This is a genomic window from Paenibacillus sp. J2TS4 (assembly GCF_018403245.1).
Classification (GTDB): Bacteria; Bacillota; Bacilli; order Paenibacillales; family NBRC-103111; genus Paenibacillus_L.
This window is the reverse complement of sequence record NZ_BOSH01000025.1, coordinates 21,394-41,720: the sequence shown is the minus strand read 5'-3', so window position 1 is coordinate 41,720 and position 20,327 is coordinate 21,394. Positions and strand designations below refer to the sequence as shown.

General features: G+C 47.9%; 18 protein-coding genes and 1 riboswitch. Of the genes, 5 read left to right on the top strand and 13 right to left on the bottom strand.

Going from position 1 to position 20,327, the window contains the following annotated elements; all coding sequences use genetic code 11:
• Positions 1–250: 250 nt before the first annotated feature.
• From KJS69_RS28530 to rpoE, 9 genes are all read right to left on the bottom strand, one after another.
• The gene (locus KJS69_RS28530; RefSeq protein ID WP_213587560.1) at positions 251–637 is read right to left on the bottom strand and encodes a hypothetical protein; all 387 of its coding nucleotides are present in this window, start codon (positions 635–637) and stop codon (positions 251–253) included.
• Positions 638–720: 83 nt separating this feature from the next.
• A complete protein-coding gene (rpmE, locus tag KJS69_RS28525; protein WP_213587558.1) occupies positions 721–918 on the bottom strand; it encodes a 50S ribosomal protein L31 in 198 nt (65 codons plus the stop codon).
• 250 nt (positions 919–1,168) lie between these two features.
• Entirely contained in the window at positions 1,169–2,440 is a 1,272-nt protein-coding gene (locus tag KJS69_RS28520; protein WP_213587556.1) for a radical SAM family protein, read from the bottom strand.
• Positions 2,441–2,519: 79 nt separating this feature from the next.
• A complete protein-coding gene (rho, locus tag KJS69_RS28515) occupies positions 2,520–3,797 on the bottom strand; it encodes a transcription termination factor Rho (RefSeq protein ID WP_213587554.1) in 1,278 nt (425 codons plus the stop codon).
• A 107-nt stretch (positions 3,798–3,904) separates the two neighbouring features.
• Positions 3,905–5,158: a UDP-N-acetylglucosamine 1-carboxyvinyltransferase gene (locus KJS69_RS28510; RefSeq protein WP_213587552.1), complete on the bottom strand. Its 1,254-nt coding sequence runs from the start codon at positions 5,156–5,158 to the stop codon at positions 3,905–3,907.
• A gap of 104 nt (positions 5,159–5,262) precedes the next feature.
• Positions 5,263–6,117 (bottom strand): class II fructose-1,6-bisphosphate aldolase, encoded by an 855-nt coding sequence (gene fba / locus KJS69_RS28505; RefSeq protein ID WP_213587550.1) that lies wholly within the window; start codon positions 6,115–6,117, stop codon positions 5,263–5,265.
• A 182-nt stretch (positions 6,118–6,299) separates the two neighbouring features.
• Positions 6,300–6,695, bottom strand: a complete 396-nt coding sequence (locus tag KJS69_RS28500; protein ID WP_213587548.1) for a response regulator — start codon at positions 6,693–6,695, stop codon at positions 6,300–6,302.
• Positions 6,696–6,819: 124 nt separating this feature from the next.
• Positions 6,820–8,430, bottom strand: coding sequence for a CTP synthase (locus tag KJS69_RS28495; RefSeq protein WP_213587546.1), 1,611 nt, complete (start codon positions 8,428–8,430; stop codon positions 6,820–6,822).
• Between the two features lie 487 nt (positions 8,431–8,917).
• Positions 8,918–9,475 carry a DNA-directed RNA polymerase subunit delta gene (rpoE, locus tag KJS69_RS28490; RefSeq protein ID WP_213587544.1) on the bottom strand — a complete coding sequence of 186 codons (558 nt, stop codon included), beginning with the start codon at positions 9,473–9,475 and terminating at the stop codon, positions 8,918–8,920.
• 432 nt (positions 9,476–9,907) lie between these two features.
• Between rpoE and KJS69_RS28485 the strand changes: the two genes are divergently transcribed.
• Positions 9,908–11,071 carry a S8 family peptidase gene (locus tag KJS69_RS28485; RefSeq protein ID WP_213587542.1) on the top strand — a complete coding sequence of 388 codons (1,164 nt, stop codon included), beginning with the start codon at positions 9,908–9,910 and terminating at the stop codon, positions 11,069–11,071.
• On the opposite strand, the gene KJS69_RS28480 is transcribed toward KJS69_RS28485, so the two are convergent.
• The 3 genes from KJS69_RS28480 to speE all read right to left on the bottom strand — a co-directional run bounded on the left by KJS69_RS28480 (position 11,068) and on the right by speE (position 13,434).
• Positions 11,068–11,487 carry a YwiB family protein gene (locus KJS69_RS28480; RefSeq protein WP_213587540.1) on the bottom strand — a complete coding sequence of 140 codons (420 nt, stop codon included), beginning with the start codon at positions 11,485–11,487 and terminating at the stop codon, positions 11,068–11,070. The two genes, KJS69_RS28485 and KJS69_RS28480, sit on opposite strands and share 4 nt — an antisense overlap.
• A gap of 229 nt (positions 11,488–11,716) precedes the next feature.
• Positions 11,717–12,586: an agmatinase gene (gene speB, locus KJS69_RS28475; RefSeq protein ID WP_213587538.1), complete on the bottom strand. Its 870-nt coding sequence runs from the start codon at positions 12,584–12,586 to the stop codon at positions 11,717–11,719.
• Between the two features lie 20 nt (positions 12,587–12,606).
• Positions 12,607–13,434, bottom strand: coding sequence for a polyamine aminopropyltransferase (speE, locus tag KJS69_RS28470; RefSeq protein WP_213587536.1), 828 nt, complete (start codon positions 13,432–13,434; stop codon positions 12,607–12,609).
• A 410-nt stretch (positions 13,435–13,844) separates the two neighbouring features.
• Here speE and KJS69_RS28465 point away from each other — a divergent pair, with 410 nt between their 5' ends.
• Positions 13,845–15,884, top strand: coding sequence for a transglycosylase domain-containing protein (locus KJS69_RS28465; protein WP_213587534.1), 2,040 nt, complete (start codon positions 13,845–13,847; stop codon positions 15,882–15,884).
• A gap of 193 nt (positions 15,885–16,077) precedes the next feature.
• On the opposite strand, the gene KJS69_RS28460 is transcribed toward KJS69_RS28465, so the two are convergent.
• Positions 16,078–16,581, bottom strand: coding sequence for a YwhD family protein (locus KJS69_RS28460; protein WP_249730750.1), 504 nt, complete (start codon positions 16,579–16,581; stop codon positions 16,078–16,080).
• A gap of 111 nt (positions 16,582–16,692) precedes the next feature.
• Here KJS69_RS28460 and KJS69_RS28455 point away from each other — a divergent pair, with 111 nt between their 5' ends.
• The 3 genes from KJS69_RS28455 (at position 16,693) to KJS69_RS28445 (ending at position 20,314) form a co-directional block, all read left to right on the top strand.
• On the top strand, positions 16,693–18,669 hold the full coding sequence (locus KJS69_RS28455) for a M1 family metallopeptidase (RefSeq protein ID WP_213587530.1): 1,977 nt from the start codon (positions 16,693–16,695) through the stop codon (positions 18,667–18,669).
• A 10-nt stretch (positions 18,670–18,679) separates the two neighbouring features.
• Positions 18,680–19,492 carry a hypothetical protein gene (locus KJS69_RS28450; RefSeq protein ID WP_213587528.1) on the top strand — a complete coding sequence of 271 codons (813 nt, stop codon included), beginning with the start codon at positions 18,680–18,682 and terminating at the stop codon, positions 19,490–19,492.
• Positions 19,493–19,699: 207 nt separating this feature from the next.
• A riboswitch (cyclic di-AMP (ydaO/yuaA leader) is annotated at positions 19,700–19,837 on the top strand.
• Between the two features lie 9 nt (positions 19,838–19,846).
• On the top strand, positions 19,847–20,314 hold the full coding sequence (locus KJS69_RS28445) for a C40 family peptidase (protein WP_213587526.1): 468 nt from the start codon (positions 19,847–19,849) through the stop codon (positions 20,312–20,314).
• Positions 20,315–20,327: the final 13 nt, after the last annotated feature.

Below are 20,327 nucleotides of genomic sequence, written 5' to 3'. Positions count from 1 at the left end.
CATTCCAAGACGCTATGTATTCACAGCATAACAGTTATTCAGAGGCCTACTGGTAAGAGTGGCCTCCTTCAAAAAAAGTGACATTTTCATAGCACAGATAAGGTGACATTTTCACAGACGTTTGACACTCTCGGTTTTTGGAGTGTTTTGGGAGTGGTTCCATGGAGACAGCATAGTAAGTTATAGCTCGCGCACGGAATGCCTCTTACCAACGGCTTCACAGCCAGTTCACCGTTAACTATGGATCCGGCTACTGCCGTTTAACTACTACCTTGACATCGTATCTTGGCATCATATTGCTGACCGCTTCCAAAGCTTGCGCCTCAATTCGCTGCTGTTCCTCCGGACTTGTATTCCGGGGAACGGATACGGTAATATTCAAGCGCCGGCCATTAAACACGACTCGCGAATTCTGGATGCCGGCTACATTTTTTAGGGCCGATTCGACCATTCCCCGGTCAGATGAATAATTATGATAGGTGGGGCTTGTTGGATAGTTTGGATTGGCGTTAGTCGTTCCCAGGAAGCCATCATTAGGATAGCTTTTGGTCGTCACTCCGTTGGTATTCGCGCATCCCGATAGGATTAAACATAGACCCAGACTAAGTCCAATTGATACTTTCATTGCTTTCAGCATAAAACAAAACACCTCCCTTTGGTCTTAGAATGACCTGGAGAGGTGTATTTATTCCAATTTTTAAAAAGGAAAGTGTCGGAAAATTACATTCCGTATTTTTTCTTAAATCTATCTACACGTCCGCCAGCATCGACAAACTTCTGTTTGCCGGTAAAGAACGGATGGCAGTTGGAGCAAATCTCCACACGAAGATCTTGTTTAACGGAACCCGATTCAAAGGTGTTGCCGCAAGCACAAGTAACCGTCGTTACATGGTAATTAGGATGAATTGCTTCTTTCACAATCTTTCACCTCTTTCCGCCCTGGATCAAGCTCGGAGATCCAGAGTAAATGGACACATAAACGGATTATATCAGAACCGTTTTTAATCCGCAAGAGTTTAATTATAACAACCTTTTCAACGTCAATAAAAGAGCGGGGATAGCCTGAAAAGACTTTTCCGTGCCTGTCATTCACATGCTAATCGCGCACCCTATCCTACATTTCAAGAGCTGCACTCTCTCAAAAGCGTCCTGAAGATCCCGCGGTGGATTAGCTTTTTTCCATAGCCATTTTGGATTGTAATCCTCCAGGTGTATGGGAGTAAGATCCAATAGCGACATCAGGCAATTCTTGCCTGAAGATTTCTATCATCTGCTTCATTCCCAGAACGTCTCCCTGCGGAGCGGGAATAAGCTTTAGATAGGCTTCGGGATCGATATTCAGATTTCGCAGCTGAATTAGCTTCAGTCCGGTTCTCCGAGCAAAGCCGAGCATCGCCTCTATTTCCTCTTCCCGGTCGGTCACTCCTGGAAAGACCAGATAGTTAATGGACGTCAATACTCCTTGATCCGATGCATACTTCAATGATTTCTCCACATTCTGAAGCTTATAGCCGCGCGGTTTATAGTATGCGTTGTAGTGTTCCTCCAATGCGCTAATCGTGCTTACACGCATCATATCCAATCCGGCATCCACAATACCTCGAATAAAATCGGTTAATCCCGCATTGGTGTTAATGTTGATGTAACCTTGGTCCGTAATCCGCCGAACCTCGCGAATCGCCGGTATAATCAATGCAGCCTGCGTCGACGGCTCTCCCTCACAGCCTTGTCCGAAGCTGATAATGCTGTCGGGTGAAGTGAGCTGCTCCAGCATCACTTGAACAATCTCCTCCAGAGCCGGCTTAAAATTCATTCGCGTCTGGGGGGCTACGAAGCCGCTATCCTCCGGCTGTTCCGATATGCACCCGAAGCAGCCCGCATTGCAGGAATAAGAAACCGGAACTGCTCCCTCCCAACGATTCAAGAACGTATTGGAAGCTGTTAGACATTCGTATTCCAGCGCACATTTGGACAAATGCTTATACAGCCTGTTTTCAGGATAGCGTTCCAATCGAAGTGCCACTTCGCGTTCCAGCAGTTCGGGATCACAATTCACGGGATTCCAGCGATACGGATCATCACTAAGCCGAGCAGCAACGTAGAATCCGTCATCTTTCCATACGACGGCCGTATAACCGAATAATGGAAGCACCGCGGAGCGATCATTCTTCACATAACCAGGAAGCAGAAGGCGGGTGAAGCCTTGCGGCAGCAGCGCCCCTACGGCTTGAAAGGATGCGTCCAACGCCTTCATTTCACCGGTTGCTGCGTCCATATACACCGGCCGGGTTGATGGCAGACTGACCAGCGTCGCCCCTTCCGGGAGCGGAATCAGCTCATCTTCCATTATTTCAACAACCATATCCCCACTGCGGCCAAGCGCAACATACTCGGGATGGTCATATACTTTTCCGTCTGAATCCGCGTATACCAAATTCATGATGTACCCCTCAATCTTTCATTACCTTTAAAGCTATAAAGTGGATTAGAAACCTGTACTTGGATTGCTGTTGAAGCCTTTAGGAAGCCGAATTCTTTACTTTTTTGCCGGCAGATTGCGCATCCAGAGTCTCTAAAAATTCGCTGTTTGTTTTAGTATCCTTGAGCTTCTTCAGGAAGGCCTCGACAAACTCGTGCGATTCCTGCATATTTTTACGCAGCGCCCATATTTTTTCCAGTTCTTCCTTGCTCATCAGCATTTCTTCCCGGCGCGTGCCCGATCTGCGAATATCTATAGCCGGGAACACTCTGCGTTCCGCCAGCTTCCGATCCAGATGAAGCTCCAGATTTCCCGTTCCTTTAAACTCCTCGTAGATGACATCATCCATACGGGAGCCCGTCTCGATTAAGGCCGTCGCCAGAATGGTCAGGCTTCCGCCCTCCTCAATATTCCGCGCAGCACCAAAGAATCGCTTGGGTCTGTGGAAGGCCCCGGGATCAATTCCGCCGGACAGCGTTCTTCCCGAAGGAGGAATGACCAGGTTGTATGCGCGAGCCAAACGGGTAATGCTGTCTAAGAGAATGACTACATCTTTCTTGTGCTCTACTAATCTTTGTGCCCGTTCGAGAACAAGCTCAGCCACTTTGATATGATTCTCCGGCAGCTCATCAAAAGTGGAGGCTACCACTTCCCCTTTAACCGACCGCTGCATATCGGTAACTTCCTCTGGTCTTTCATCGATTAGCAGCACGAACAATTCAATTTCTGGATAATTGGTGGAAATACTGTTGGCGATTTCTTTCAGCAACAATGTTTTCCCCGCTTTGGGTGGAGCAACGATCAATCCCCGTTGTCCTAATCCTACGGGACTCAATAAATCCATAATACGGGTAGAGAGGATGGAAGGAGAAGTTTCCAGGACGACTTTCTGCTGCGGATATAGAGGAGTAAGGGCCGGAAAATGCAGCCTTTCAGCTGCTGTCTCAGGTTTCTCCCCATTGACCGCCTCGACCTGCAGAAGACCAAAATACCTTTCATTTTCTTTCGGAGGGCGGCATTTGCCGGAAACGACATCACCCGATCTCAAGTCGAATTTGCGGATTTGGGAAGCCGAAATATAGATATCTTCGGAACTGGGTAAATAGTTAATCGGCCTGAGAAAGCCGAACCCTTCCTGGAGGATTTCGAGAACGCCCTCCATGAACATTAGTCCGCCCTTCTCGGCCTGTGCTCTAAGAATGGAAAAGATTAGTTCCTTTTTTTTCATCTGGCCATAATAAGCTATTTGATGGGTCTTTGCCAGTTTATACAAATCGGTTAACTTAAGCGCTTCAAGCTGCGCCAGTTGCATATCCATTGAATTAACCACCACACTATGAAATTTTGAAAACAAGATTAGTATACCCAGTTTTTGCTATCCGGAGTCCTATGATTTCATTTCTTGCAGAAATGGGGCACCCAGGGCTACTCCGCTCTCCAAATTTCCGCACCAAGCATGGATAGATTCTCTACTAGATTATCGTAGCCTCTATCTATATATTCAAGCCCACTCACTTCCGTAATTCCGGATGGCGCGGTTAGTCCCGCGATAACAAGAGCGGCTCCAGCCCGCAAATCGGTTGCGGTCACCTTGGCACCCGATAAAGGAGTGCCTCCTTCAATAATGGCCGATCGGCCTTCGAGCTTGATTTTGGCGCCCATGCGCGCAAGCTCTGGAACATACTTAAACCGATTGCTGTAGACATAATCCGTTAGAATACTCGTTCCGTTAGCCTGGGTGAGCAGGCTGGCCATGGGAGACTGAATATCGGTCGCAAATCCGGGGTAGATGAGCGCCTTGACGTCAACATGGGCATATTCCTGCCGGCCAATCACGCGAATCGATTCATCCATCTCTTCAATGCCTACTCCCATTTCCTGCAGCTTGGCGATAACAGCCTCCATATGCTTGGGAATGATGTTGTCTACCACTACATCTCCGCGAGTAGCCGCCGCTGCAATCATGTACGTTCCTGCCTGAATTCGATCAGGAATAATAGAGTGGCGGCAACCATGAAGAGCGTCGACTCCTTCAATACGGATTGTTTCGGTGCCTACGCCTTTGATCTGTACTCCCATCGAGCTTAACAAGGTAGCTACATCAATGATTTCCGGCTCTTTAGCCGCATTCTCAATGATGGTCACTCCTTTGGCCCGAGCGGCTGCCAGCATAATATTAATGGTCGCGCCGACGCTGACGACATCCAGATAAATCTTCGCCCCGCGAAGCTGTTTGGCCCGAATATGAATGGCACCGCCTTCATTGAAGACTTCTGCGCCGAGGGCTTCAAATCCTTTAATGTGCTGATCAATAGGCCGCGGTTCAAAATTGCAGCCCCCGGGAAGCCCAACAACCGCTTCGCCAAATCGGCCCAGAAGCGCTCCCATTAAATAATAAGAAGCCCGGAGCTTCTTAACATTCCCATTCGGAAGCGGAGCCGCTCTTAATGATTCGGGATTAATAATCATCTGGCCGTCGCGCCATTCGATGGAGGCCCCCAGTTCAGTTAACAATTCCATGTAAATGGCCACATCGCTTAACGCTGGCAAGTTATCCAGTGTTACTGTAGTTTCTGCAAGAATAGCAGCCGGAATGAGAGCAACCGCGCTGTTCTTGGCCCCGCTAATCGAAACCGTCCCGCGCAGGGGCCGCCCGCCTGCAATCATCAATTTGTTCATTCCTATTGCTTTCCTCCTACCCTATGCGCGGCAAAGCAAAGACATTAAGGGAATTGCACAAAAATGATTTGCGCAGTTCCCTTAATTAACATAGCCGTCACACCTTAGGCTTGATTGTCGCTTCCGAATAGTAAAATTTTGGACTTGACAACTTCCACCATAGCATTTCGTGCAGGAGTCAAGTATTTACGCGGATCATAAACCTTCGCATCTTTACCGAGCACTTCCCGAATGGCGTTCGTACAAGCAACCTGGTTTTCCGTGTTGACGTTGATTTTGCCAACCCCGTTCTCCACTGCTTTGCGAATAGCATCATCCGGAACTCCGGAGCCGCCATGCAGAACAACCGGTACCGGGATAGCGCTCGTAACTTCACGGATAATATCAAAACGGATATTCGGTTCGCCCGAGTACATTCCATGAGCGGTACCTACGGCAATAGCCAAACAGTCGACTCCGGTTTCTTCATAGAAACGGATAGCTTCCTCCGGCTTGGCCAGGCTTGCATCCGCCTCATCAACACTGATGTCATCCTCGACTCCACCAATTGTTCCAAGCTCCCCTTCTACGGAAACTCCCATGGCATGAGCCGCCTTAACTACCTCTTTAGTCAATCGAATATTTTCTTCAAATGGATAATGAGACCCGTCAAACATAACCGAACTGAATCCGGCACGGATACATTGCATAGCTACCTCGAAGCTGCTTCCGTGATCCAGATGCAAGGCGATCGGCAGACCAGATTTCTTCGCCGCAGCCTCGGCGATAGCCACAGTATATTCCATCCCCATATACTTCAATGCGCCTTCGCTCACACCGTAAATAAACGGAGAATTCAACTCCATTGCCGCCTGCATAATAGCTTGAGCAAACTCCAGATTATTCATATTAAACTGACCTACAGCAAAGCGGTTCGCTTTTGCTTTAGGCAAAAATTCATTCATAGATACCAACGGCATAGTAAAATCCTCCTTATTGTCGTGAAGAGAGTAGAGTTAAGCCGGTTTGTCCGCAACCGAATTATACTGTGATATTATAGCATAATAAAGCGGGGAATGGTAAATGGAAGATCAGAGGCAAATAGAATTTATCAGACAGAGCGACTGTCGATAAGATATGTCGACGAAAAAAAGATCCTTATTCAGGATCCGACTGCGTAATCATGAGATGAGGATAAGCCCATTTGAGAGTTGACAGCAACTCTGAGCTCGTCGATATCGAACGGTTTCGTAAAATGCATCAGCGCCCCTAAATCCGTCGCTTCCTTAATCATATCGAGCTCTCCGTATGCCGTCATCATAATGACTTTAATCGAGGAATCGATTTGTTTGATATGCTTAAGTATATCCAAGCCGTCCATTCCAGGAATCTTCATATCCAAAAGAACCAGATCAGGAGGTTCCTTACGCACAATTTCTAGTGCTAGCTTACCGTTCGAAGCTTGGAAAGTCTGGTAGCCTTCACTGTTGAACACTTCTACGAGCAATACCCGTATACCATTCTGGTCATCAACAATAAGCAACTTTTTCTTGTCCAATAAAAAAACCTCCTCCGAAAGCCGTTGTTCACGCTATTAAGTAATACATTCGACAACCGGAGGAGCATTTCCTTCTGTAAGCCAGATTATTTTTTTGTGCTCATTAAGCCGCAGCCCAGGCTGATCAGACTTCCTCTTGAGAGTGCTGGAAGGCCGCTTTGACAAATCCGCGGAACAAAGGCTGGGAGCGGTTAGGCCGAGAAGTAAATTCCGGGTGGAATTGAACCGCCAGAAACCAAGGATGTTCAGGAAGCTCTACAATTTCTACCAAACGTCCGTCTGGAGAGGTTCCCGATATTTTGAGCCCGGCCGCTTCGATCACATCCCGATATTCATTGTTGAACTCATACCGGTGACGATGTCTTTCATAAACAAGCTCTTCCTTATAGCATTCCAAAGCCAACGAGCCGGCAGCCAGCTTGCACGGATATAGGCCTAGACGCATCGTGCCTCCCAAGTCCTCGATATCTTTTTGCTCCGGAAGCAAATCGATAACCGGATACGCCGTAGTCGGGTTGATCTCGGAGCTGTTGGCTCCTTCCAGCTTCGCTATAGAGCGTGCATATTCCACAACAGCCACCTGCATCCCCAGACAAATTCCGAAGAACGGAATCCGATTCTCGCGGGCGTACTTGATGGCAGCGACTTTACCCTCGATACCCCGATCGCCGAATCCTCCAGGAACCAGAATGCCATGGACTCCCTTCAGCTTCTCCTCCGCATTGCTTTCCGTAAGTTCCTCAGCATTCACCCAGCGGATGTCCACTTCGGTGTTACTGTCAAAGCCGGCATGGGATAAAGCTTCCACAATACTTAAATAAGCGTCGTGAAGCGCTACGTATTTACCTACGATAGCTATCTCAGTCTTGTGCTTGAGCCCTTTAACCTTCTCGACCATTCTTTCCCATTCCGTCATATTCGGCTCCGAGCATTCAAGCTTCAGATGATTAACCACGATCTCGTCCAGTCCCTGGTCTCTCATCATTAACGGAATTTCATAAAGAGTGTCCGCATCCAGACATTCCACGACCGCATTCGCATCAATATCGCAGAACAAGGCGATTTTCCGTTTTAGATCCTCTGCCAAAGGATGCTCGGTACGGCAGACAATAATATGCGGTTGAATACCAATGCTTCTTAATTCCTTAACGCTGTGCTGTGTCGGTTTGGTTTTCACTTCGCCAGCGGCTTTAATGTAGGGGATAAGCGTAACGTGTATGTACATTACATTATCCCGTCCCGTGTCGCTTTTGATCTGACGAATCGCTTCGAGGAAAGGCAAGCTTTCGATATCTCCGACAGTACCTCCGATTTCGGTAATGACCACATCGGACTTCGCTTCTCTCCCGGCGCGGAATACCCGGTCTTTGATTTCGTTAGTAATATGGGGAATCACTTGAACCGTCCCGCCTAAATATTCCCCTCTCCGCTCTTTGGAAATGACGGAGGAATAAATTTTGCCGGTCGTGACATTGCTGTTCTTGGTTAGATTGATGTCGATAAACCGCTCATAGTGGCCAAGATCAAGGTCGGTCTCCGCACCATCATCCGTCACGTAAACTTCTCCGTGCTGATAAGGACTCATCGTTCCCGGGTCGACGTTAATGTAAGGATCGAATTTCTGGATCGTTACCTTCAACCCCCGGTTCTTTAGCAGCCTCCCAAGAGAAGCAGCCGTAATTCCTTTACCAAGGGATGAAACGACACCCCCAGTTACAAAAATGTATTTGGTCACAATGTTTACCTCCTGCGTGATCTCCTGACATGGTGTAATGACACGTCTGCCGACGCGTGCAACGATGATAGTCCTGATAAACGCGCGCCTCTCCCGGCGTGCGTTGCGACACTGGTGTGGGGGATGTTTAAATGCCATAGAAAAAAATCAAGCTTCTCGGGTCAAAAGGGAAGTTTGATCCTGTCGTTCGCGGTTAGGAAAACCGCTCTATATAGTCAGCCAAGCTTAAACTGCTTTCGCCGTCCTTTAACGGCGGAATAATGTTTCGCAGTGAATTATAAGAATGGTTATAAGACTGGATTTTATAAATTCTTATAATTTAAAAAAATAAAAAGTGACACCCGTCAAGACGGGGCACTTTAAAATAGACAATGTATAAAAATCACGTTAATTTTCTAGCCCATGCTATAGTTTACTCTGTCCTGCAACGGCTTGTCAAGTAACGGAAGCATGGATTTTGGGAAGCGTCAGGAAGCGGGCGCAATCTCTATTTATCTTCATCCTCCTCGGAGTACAGATCTTCTTCCTCCTCTTCTTCCTCTTCTTCCTCGCCCTCCTCCAACTCAGAATCCTCCTCTTCCTCTTCGTCGTAGAATTCCTCGTCCTCCTCCTCTTCGGAATCTACATCTTCACGATCTTCATCGTAAGAGTCGAAGTCATCTTCGCCATTGTAGGTTTCTTCCTCTTCCTCTGGGTAAACATCCTCTTCGTCCAGATCATCATCGTCATCGTTAATAATTCTCGGGCGTTTGGTCGTTCCCACACCATCATCCGATTTATTATCGACAGGATACCATCTCTTCAGTCCCCACAGATTGTTGCCCACGCATGCGAATCTGCCGTCTACATTGATCTCGGTATATAGCTGAGCGATAACCTGCATAACTTCCTCTTGCGAAAACCCTTTTATGTTTGCAATCTCCTGCATTAAATCACGGTAATAAAACGGCGTATTGGCCGTTTTCAACACTAGAAAGGCTAAATCGACCATAGGCATTTCCTTGGCCTGTTCTGTCGGAATTTGGAGCGTAAATTGGCTGCTCATTCAAACACTTCCCTTCTTACATATTTACTGCCTCATTCTATAACATCGAAATATCATCCTTAAGTAAAACCTATTTTATTCAAAAAAGCAACTATATACACTCGCTTCAGAAAATTATTTAAGCGGGGGTATAAATCACCCCCGCTTGCGACTGTACTTCCCGAACGGTGTTCGGCCCTCCACCGCCTTGTACCCATATCAAGGGCCAGCAAATGATCCCTCTATTTATCGTATGTCGAATAGGAACGAATGACACGGTTGAATGCTTATTTCTCTAAAAGCGGGCGACCATCCGAAGCGGGTAGCTTACCGTTAACATACGATATGGAAAAGAATATCGCGTCATGACTCCAATTAACGACTCAACAGCATCGGAGGAATCTCTTCCAGCAACATTATATGGAATTCATGCGGCAAAGGGGAAATTCATAGATGGAAAGGGATCTGATCCATTGGATACTTGATGAGCTGCAAAACGGAGGAACGGATTCCTCGAGGCATATCATCCGATTCAAGACCCAGGAGGATTACTTGAATTGTTTGCGTCTGATGGGCGAGCTGATGCCGTCTCTGGAATGTCCACCCTTCCTTCAACCGCTACCTGCCATACAAGGCTTCTCATGCTTTTTACGTCCCCCTCAAGGTCGGAACCCTTATTCAGAAAGGATATCCATAGAAGAAGATAGCAAGCAAGCCTTCGTCCATGCCTATCCTTCTTCATCACTCCGCTCGCGCACCACTGCGAAGTTCCGCTTAGACGAGCAATTGGTTCCATGGGGGGTTCGACAAATTAAAGCCCCTTCCGCCTGGGCGCGTTCCACGGGGCATAGAATTAAAATCGCAGTAATCGATACAGGCATTGACTACCTGCACCCGGACCTTCAGAGGAATGTGGCGGGCGGGGTCAATGTCATCTATCGCCATCTTCCGCCAAGAGACGACAACGGCCATGGAACACATATTTCCGGCACTATTGCTGCCTCCTCCACCAGAAAGGGAATTGTCGGAGTGTCCCCTAACGCCTCTTTATATGCCGTTAAAGCGTTTGACCATAACGGGACTGCCTTCATCTCGGATATCATCTTTGGCATCGAATGGTGTATCCGCAATAAAATCGATATTATCAACATGAGTTTTGGCATGAAAAATTACAGTAAAGCGCTGGAAGACACGATACACAAAGCCTATGAGGCGGGTGTCATCGTTGTTGCCTCTTCCGGCAATGACGGTCGCACAGGCCGAATCGACTATCCAGCGAGATTCACGACTACAATCGCTGTCGGAGCCACAACGAGGAACAAAAAAATAGCCCGGTTCAGCAACCGGGGCAAAAGCATCGATATCTACGCCCCCGGAGATAAGGTGTATTCATCGTGGCTGAATGGCAAATATAACGAGCTAAGCGGCACCTCCATGGCTACCTCTCATGTTTCCGGGGTTATCGCCATGATGATGGCCCTCCGCGGCAAAATGCCGCACCGAACCGTCAAGGAATTATTGAAGCAAAGCTCAAGCACGATTCAAAGAAAAAGGTCTACTTCTTCGGTTACCGGGGAGCTTAATGCTTTACAAGCGGTTCGTTCTGTCCTGTCTTAATGCACAACGTAAGGCTCCGTTTCCAACGTCAGGCTAAAGCTGCCCACGCTTTCCTGTTGTACGAATAGTTCATACTCCCATGACAATCTGCCGATGCCGTCGACCATATGAATATCCAGCTTATGGGTAATGGTCTCCAAGTGGATGATTCCTTGTGGAGTCCGGTAAAAGCCCGGCAGCCTTTTGTGAAGAGCGAAGGTTTGCTCCGATTGAAGCTCTCCGTGGCGAATGATTTTGATTTCGTCCGTGCCGACCTTAACGGTTGTCGTAGTCTTGCCCATTTCAGACTCTGCTTCCCTATACCGTATATAGCCGCTCTTTTCTTTCGGATACCATTCCGCTATAACGGTCTGATCTGTCGTACTGTCATCTTGAACGCTCTTAACGACTAGTCGAATTTCTTTATTGGCTGCCATACATTGTCCTCCTTTGAATCGCCATCCATCTCCTGCTTTATTAAATACGATATACGTGTCGAAATTTACCGATAATGATTTTTTATAAAGGATAATTTTAAAAATAGGATTAAGGCTCAGCCTTAATCCTTTAAGAGGTTGCTCAAAAAATCTCTTTTTGATCACGATGAATACCAAGAAGCCGAGACAACAACATCGATACTGGGCTCGTCCTCTAAGGGAGCTTGGCTTACTTTACAAAACCAAGCAGCATTTCACGGACTAGCTTGGCCGCTACTATCTGTGTCTGCTCGGAAGGGTCATAGACCGGAGCCACCTCTACCACATCGGCCCCGACAATATGAATGTCCGAACGGGCCATCGCATGAACGGCGGCCAGCAGCTCCTTCGAGGTAATCCCGCCCGCTTCGGCTGTCCCGGTTCCTGGCGCAGCCGAAGGATCGAGAACATCGATATCGATCGTAACATAAACCGGGCGACCGGCCAGCTCCGGCAGCACTTTGGTGAGCGGCTCCAGAACATCGAACGGATAGAAATGGAGATGTTTGCGCGCATACTCAAATTCCTCACGAGTCCCGGAACGAATACCGAACTGATACACGTTGCGCCCGCCAATCCATTCCGCCGCTTTACGAATCGGGGTCGAGTGCGACAGCGGCTCCCCTTCGTATTGCTCACGCAAATCGGCATGCGCGTCAATATGAATAACGGCGAGGTCCGAGTATTTGGCATACATCTCGCGGATGACGGGCCAGGAGACCAGGTGCTCCCCCCCTAAACCAAGCGGGAATTTGCCATCGTTAAGCAAACCTTTGACGTATTCGCCAATCATATCCAGGCTGCGCGCAGCATTGCCGAAAGGCAGCGGCAAATCACCGGCGTCAAAATAAGCTGCATCCGCCAGATCGGCATCCAAATAGGGACTGTATTCCTCCAGGCCAATGGATACTTCTCTAATTCGCGCCGGGCCAAACCGCGAGCCAGGGCGGAAGCTGACCGTAAAATCCATCGGCATGCCATAGATAACCGCTTTGGACGAATCATAGTCCGATGAGCTGGCAATGAATACATTGCCCGAATAAGCATCGTCAAACCGCATGTGGCAATCTCCCCCCATCCTTATTTACAAAGCTCTTCCACAAATTTCGGCAGTGCAAACGAAGCCTTGTGAATTCGCGGCGAGTAATATTTAGTATTGATTTCTGGAATAGCACTTTCCTCCACGGCCAGCGGGTCATGCTTTTTGCTGCCCATTGTAAAAGTCCATAAGCCGCTCGGATAGGTTGGGATATTGGCCCAATAGACACGAACGATCGGGAAAATCTCACGAACATCGTGATTCACCTTGCGAATAAGATCTGCTTTGAACCATGGGTTATCCGTTTGGGCTACAAAAATTCCATCTTCCTTAAGAGCATCGTAAATTCCCTGATAGAAGCCTTTGCTGAACAGCTCCACCGCCGGACCTACCGGTTCTGTAGAATCGACCATAATGACATCATATTCATTTTTGTGGTCATGAATATGCATGTAACCGTCATTGACAATGACTTCTACCCGCGGATTCTCCAGTTCACAAGCAATTTCCGGCAAAAACTTTTTGGAATATTCAATCACCTTGCCGTCGATATCGACCAGAACCGCTTTTTCCACTTCCGGGTGTTTCATAATTTCCCGGATGACTCCCCCGTCTCCGCCGCCAACCACGAGCACCTTTTTAGGATTCGGATGTGTATAAAGCGCGGGATGAGCCACCATTTCATGATAAACAAATTCGTCCTTGACCGTAGTCATGACCATTCCATCCAAAACGAGCATCCGCCCGAACTCTACTGTATCGATAATGGCCAGATCCTGAAACTCTGTCTTTTCTGCCACTAACGTTTCTTTTATTTTTGCCGTAATGCCGAAGTACTCCGTTTGCTTCTCGGTATACCATAACTCCATTGGTCCTATCCCTCTTTTCGGTTATTGAAAATAGCTTTGCTTGAAACCTTTTGTTGTATTCCTTGAGGACAGCTCTTTAGTAGGAATAGGAATACATGCCGAACCTGCTTCAAAACAGCTTCTACCCTTCATTTACCCTAAAATTTCAGGGCCGATCCTATATTACTTTTTCAATTTCAACGAATCATTAACGTCAAACGAATAAAGCAACAATTGTATTATAGTAAATCGCGCTAAAATTGCAATGAAAAAAACCTCATCGCCACTTTAGTAAATGAATACTGTTTGTTGAGCGAGGAATTATTGGCCGCCCGCCCAGAAAATTTGATCATGAATGAATAGCGGGTCCCAACCTTTTCCATAATAGGAATAATGATCTTTATGCTTCCAAGGGAAAGAGGGTGTGCGCGATGCGAAATGGCGATGAAAAATCCGGCATAAGTTGGATGAGACGAATTCGCAAGCTGGTTTCTTTGCTGTTCTCTTTATTAATTTTGTTCACAGCCGCCATTGTCCTATCACTGCTCTATTTGCGCTCCCAGGCTTTACCTGTAACCACTACGCTGCAAACATCTGAGATCTATGATATCCATGGGGAATTAATCGATTCCTTCCATGCCGGACAAAATCGGCAAATCGTTTCTTTAAACGATATTTCGCCTTATTTGGTGCAAGCCGCACTTGCCATCGAGGATCGAAGGTTTTATGATCATTTCGGTCTGGATCCGAAAGGGTTGGCCCGGGCTGTGGCCACCAACATTAAAACCATGTCGCTGCAGCAAGGCGCAAGCACGATCACCCAGCAATTAGCGAGAAATTTATATTTGAATCACGACCGAACCTGGTCCCGGAAAATTAAAGAGGCGGCTTACGCCCTTCAAATGGAGATGCAGCTGAGCAAGGATCAAATTCTCGAGCAATATTTGAATCAAATCTATTATGGTCATTCTACATACGGTGTGCAGGCTGCCTCGCAGCTTTTTTTCGGCAAGAATGCCAAAGATTTAACTTTGGGGGAAAGCGCCCTGTTGGCGGGCGTACCTAAAGGGCCGAAATATTATTCGCCTTTCTATAATATGGACAATGCCCTGAACCGCCAAAAAATCATTCTGAACACGATGGTCGACCAGAATCTCATCACTCGGGAAGAAGCGGATAGAGCAGCTCAGGAAAAGTTGGTCTTCTCCGATCTATCCAAGGACAGGTCATCGGAGGCCCCTTATTTCCAGGATTATATCCGGCAATGGGTTAGCGAGAAGCTGAAGCTGGAGGATTCCTTATTTGAAACAGGCGGCATACGGATTTATACAACCTTGGATTTAAGAGCGCAAAATATCGCCGAGGAAGTGCTCAGCAAGCATTTGAAGTCGAACGAGGAATTACAGGGGGCCCTGATTTCTATCGACCCCCGCAATGGGCATATTAAAGCGATGGTCGGAGGCAAGGATTACAACACGAATCAATACAATCGCGTATTTACGACAACCCGTCAGCCGGGATCCTCCTTTAAGCCTTTTGTCTACTTGGCTGCACTGCAGAACGGATTTACTCCGGTGAGCCAGTACAAGAGCGAGCCGACGGAATTCACATACGACGACGGCAAGAAAACTTACCGCCCCAGCAATTTCAACAATCATTATGAGAATAAGCTCATTGACATGCGCCGTGCGATTGCAAAGTCCGATAACATCTATGCCGTTCAGACTATTATGGATGTAGGAGCCGATCAGGTAATTGATTTGGCGCACAGGATGGGGATCACAAGCCCGCTGGAGCCGCTGCCGTCTCTGGCGCTCGGCACATACCCCGTCAGTCCATACGAAATGGCCTCCGCCTTTGGAATCATCGCCAATGAGGGAGTCCGCGTAGAGCCGATTGGAGTGCTCAAAGTAGTTAATTCGAGAGGGAAAGTGCTGTATGAGGCCAAGCCCAAAAAGGAAAGAGTCATTGAGGCTCCCTACGCCTATATCCTGACCAATATGATGCAAAGTGTGTTCGAGCAGGGCGGAACTGCCAATCGCGTTTCCAGTGTCATTAAGCGACCGGCGGCGGGGAAAACCGGAACGACGAACAATGACGCCTGGATGGTCGGATATACTCCGGAGCTTTCGACTGCGGTTTGGGTCGGGTACGACCGCAATAAAGCCATTACAACGGCCGATTCCTACAAAGCGGCTCCCATCTTTGCCGAATTCATGGAAAAAACGCTGGATCCCGTACCGCCCAAGCTGTTTCCCATTCCGGACGGTGTGACCAGCGTGTACGTTGATCCGGATACGGGCAAGCTCGCTAACGACGCATGCACTCCCTCCCGCCTGGAAGTATTCGTCCAAGGGACGGAGCCCGTGGAATACTGTGCAGAGTCCAAAACGGACTCTACTCAACAGCCGCAGCCCGCAACCAGCAATCAGTCGTGGTGGGATCATCTGAAGCGATGGTGGAACGATTAGGGAGCCCCGAAACTGATCCATTCTATAATGTAAAAGAACGCAAAAAAGCAGACGAAAGCGTCTGCTTTTTTGCTGTCCTAGTATATTGATGCAAATATACTTTCCATAGTATACCCCTATTAAACAACCTTCTCAACGGATGACACACAATCGCCATAATTTCCGTTCAATGAAAAAAGGAGATTTCTGCCGGTTAAACGGACAAGGCTTCCTTCAGCTCATCGCTGGAACGATCCCACCATTCGAGACTGTGACCCATTAAAACATCCTTCACCTGTTTCTTCTCGGTTTCGTTTAAATTCTCTACCAGCACATGCCGCTTCATTGCTTTGTCCATGCGGTTCACATGATCGGCGAGAATTTTCCAACCTCTCCGGGCCTCCGAATCGATCAGCATTTCACAAGCCGCCAAGCCGGCATAAAACTGCCCTTCTTCATTCCGGTCTACCGCTACCCAAATGATCCAGCATTTACGGCCGTTAGGGACGTCTTCCTTATTGGCCGAGAAGCGGATGCGTTTCTCCACCTTGCTCTTGGCATGCAAGGTGCCATTGTCCAGATAGGCTTCATCGCCGTCAATAATAATTCCGGACACATTGTTCAAATCAATAGAACCCGCTCCAAATCCTCTATGATTCACACGGGTGCTGACTATATTTAATGCGTTAAGCTTCTTGCCTTTTGTTAGGTCTTCCATGATCATCACTCGCTTTTCTATAAATCGATGTGCTTTTCTTTATTTTAGCTAATATTCCCGCTTTTGCAAACATATACATGCTGTAGATGCTTGTCAACGGGGGGAGAACTAATGAAATTTAAGCTTACCAAACCTTTCACAATCTGGTTGCTTGTAGTCTTTGTCAGCTGTGCTGTGACTGCCGGCATCCAACTCCTTACTCATAGTGGGGAGCATTTGTCCACCTCTTTGCATCAGGAACCTATCCTTAAAGACCCGGTTCCCCAAGGCGTTCAGGCTCCGGACCCTGCGGCCCCGCCGCCCATGAGCAGAAGAATTGTGGAATACCACATTTCCGTGGCGCTGCAGCCCGACAGCAAATCATTAACAGGCAGCCAGACCTTAACCTGGGAGCATCCGGGAAAGCTTCCCATTGAAGAGCTTTATCTGCACCTGTACCCCAACGCCTTTGAATCGAAAAAAACGACATTCTTCCAAGAATCAGCCGGAAGGCTCAGACAAGACGAGCAGAAGCCGGGAAGCTTCGGCAATATGACCTTGCAGACGGTCACTACGTCGGACGGGCATGACTTGACCGCCCGTATGGAGTACGTTCAGCCTGACGACGGAAATCGTGATGACCGAACATTGGTCAAGCTCTCCCTGCCCGCGCCAGTTTTGCCGGGGCAAAAAATAACGCTAAGCATGGATTTTGAAGTCAAGCTGCCGCAAGTGTTTGCACGAATGGGATATGCGGATGACTTTTATATGGCAGGACAATGGTTCCCCAAAATCGCCGTGTACGAAACGGAAGGCATGAGGGGAAGGTCCACCGAAGGCTGGAATATTCATCAGTATCATGGAAATTCAGAATTCTATTCCGACTTCGGAATCTATGATGTCAAGATCAAGGTGCCGTCCACCTATACCGTTGCAGCTACCGGCTTCCCAACGAAAAGCGCAGTCGTCCAGAATGAAACCAAAACCTACCGGTTTTATGCCGATGATGTCCATGACTTCGCTTGGGCCGCTTCTCCACATTTTCAGTATTATGAGGAGCCCTTCTCCGCCCCGAACGTTCCTGGGGTGAAGATTAAATTGTATCTCGATCCCAAGCACGAGTCGTTGAAGGGACGCTACTTTCAGGCCGCCAAAAAATCGCTTGCCCGCTTCAGCGAATGGTATGGTACTTATCCTTATTCCACTCTGTCTATCGTCGTTCCACCAGGCAATGCCAACGGAGCCGGTGGAATGGAGTATCCTACGCTTATCACCGCTTGGGGGGCCGCAGAAGACACAGCCGACCTCAACCTGGAGCGAGTCGTCGTCCATGAGATCGGGCATCAATTTTTCTATGGAATGGTGGCCTCCAATGAATTTGAAGAGGCATGGCTGGATGAAGGATTTACCTCTTATGCCGAAGACAAGGTCATGGAGCAGGAATATGGGGTGAAACCGAGATTGCCGCTGGAGGCCGCTTATGTCACTTCCCCCGCATCCTTGACTATTAACGCCTGGGACTATAGAGATCATAGCCATTATGCCGACAATGTCTACATCCGCGGCAAGCTCGTGTTGATGGCCATTGAGCAGGAAGCCGGCCCCCGCACGATGCAGCAAATTATGAAAACCTACTTCCAACGCTGGAAGTTCCGCCATCCGTCCACAAAAGATTTCCAGAATGTGGTGGAGGACGTTACGAAAAAAAGCTGGGAGGACTTCTTTAATCAATATGTTTATGGCAAACAAATGATCGATTACGCAGTAGATAACATTCGCATCCTACCAACCGATCAGGATCGATACGAGAATGAAGTTCTTATTACCCGCAAAGGAGCCCAGCATCATACGGTGCCGATACAATTTCATTTTGCCGACGGCACCAAGATCGATAAACTATGGGACAGTCAAGGCAGTCAGATCGTATTCAATCTCAGTCACACCTCCCCGCTCTCGTGGGTCGTAATCGATCCTGATAATAATCTCATTCTAGAAAATAAAAAGATTAACAATTTCATGAACGCTACGATTGATACGAAATGGAAGGTTCGTTGGAATACCGGTGTTGTCAAAATAATCGAGACCTTCTTCGGCTGGGTCTCCTGGTGAGGTGTCCGTAATGCTGCAATTTATCCGGTTGGGCTGGAAATCAGCCTTAAGGCAGCCCTTCGTCATTATGGTTCTGTTCCTGTATCGCTTTGCCTGGGGATTCGCCTTGTATGAGCTCGTGAAATCGGTAGTTGTCCCTTTACTATACCGTTATCCGGGGAACGCCTCCCCGGAAAGGGTGAAGCTCTTTCTGGCAGAAATCCAATTCCAGCTAATGAAAACCGACTTGATTGTCCCTTATGTATGGCTATTACTCGGGCTGTTTGCGGCTAGAATGCTGCTGACCCCTTTTCTAAATGCGGCTCTGTATTACTCTGTAGAATATACCCGTTTAAACAATGGCTACCGTTTTTTTAAAGGAATGAAGGAATTGTATAAATCTTTCTTTCTCTACTACCTGCTGCAAATGATTATTACGCTCGGACCCATCTATTTTCTCATTCCCATTGTAAAAAAAATGCTGAGCCAAGCTGTCTCCTATGAAGCCTTGCTCGTTCATTTGCTGCCGTGGGCGGCAGGCCTCCTGATCTATGGTTATCTGATTAGACTAGCCGTTATGTACTTGCAATTCGGGAGGACCGCTAACCGGCCGCTATTCCAATCATTGGCTTGCTTGCTTAAAGGCTTTCTGCCCATCCTCGGAATAGCCGCCGCCCTGCTGCTGCTCTCCTTCCTGATTTCCGTAGCCGTCCTATCCGTCGTATTTATATGGGCCGGTTTCTGGGCCATTCTCCTCTATCAACTGTATCGCTTTGTGGAAACCTTCGTCTCCGTGTGGGGGATAACCGCCCAGCACGAATGGTATTCGAGCAAGACCGCCTAATCCTCTACAGGAACAGGGAATGCCTGGAGGCTTCATACAGAGCTTAATCGTATAGCTTCAGACCTTTCGGGATAGACCGAAGGGTCTTTTTTTTTGTCAACATTTTACATTTAATGGGAATTTGGGGCGAGCCGCCGAGAAAAATGTTGTGATTTGGCTTTTCAAGAAGGATTTTTAATATTAATGAAGAATAGTTATTTTGTGCGATGCAACAAAATGCCTAATTCCCTCTGCAATGGGAAACGGGGGAACCACATTGGGTGAATTGATTCCATTCATTAAGAATCATAGGGGACCTTCAACCGAACCCTCAAGCTAACCTCGTAGGCATAAAGTGGAAGGGGACATCTTGTTTTGAGAAAAGCAGTCGTCGGTTTATTCAGTTTTGTACTACTATTCAGCTTCATGCTGGGAAGCGCTTCCGCAGAAACGCCGCTCAGCGCAGAAGTTGACGCCCTTGTAGGAACTCCATACCTCTGGGCAGGCACGACGGAAGCTGGCTTCGATTGCTCCGGGTTCACCAAGTATCTCTTTGCCAAGTTTGATATCGAACTGTCCCGCAGTTCCAAGACACAGGCCAAAGAAGGAACCGAGGTGGACAAAGCCGATCTAAGGGTTGGTGATCTCGTATTCTTCAATACCGACGGCAATGGAATTTCCCATGTTGGCGTTTATATGGGAGATGGAGAGTTTGCCCACTCCGCAACGGATGAAGGCGTAACAATCAGCCGCATGGATGAGAAGTATTACGCCAAAAGGTACGTCACCTCCCGCAGAATTCTGGGAGACGACACTTACAAGCAATTGACCGCCGAGCAATAATCGGCACTCACGA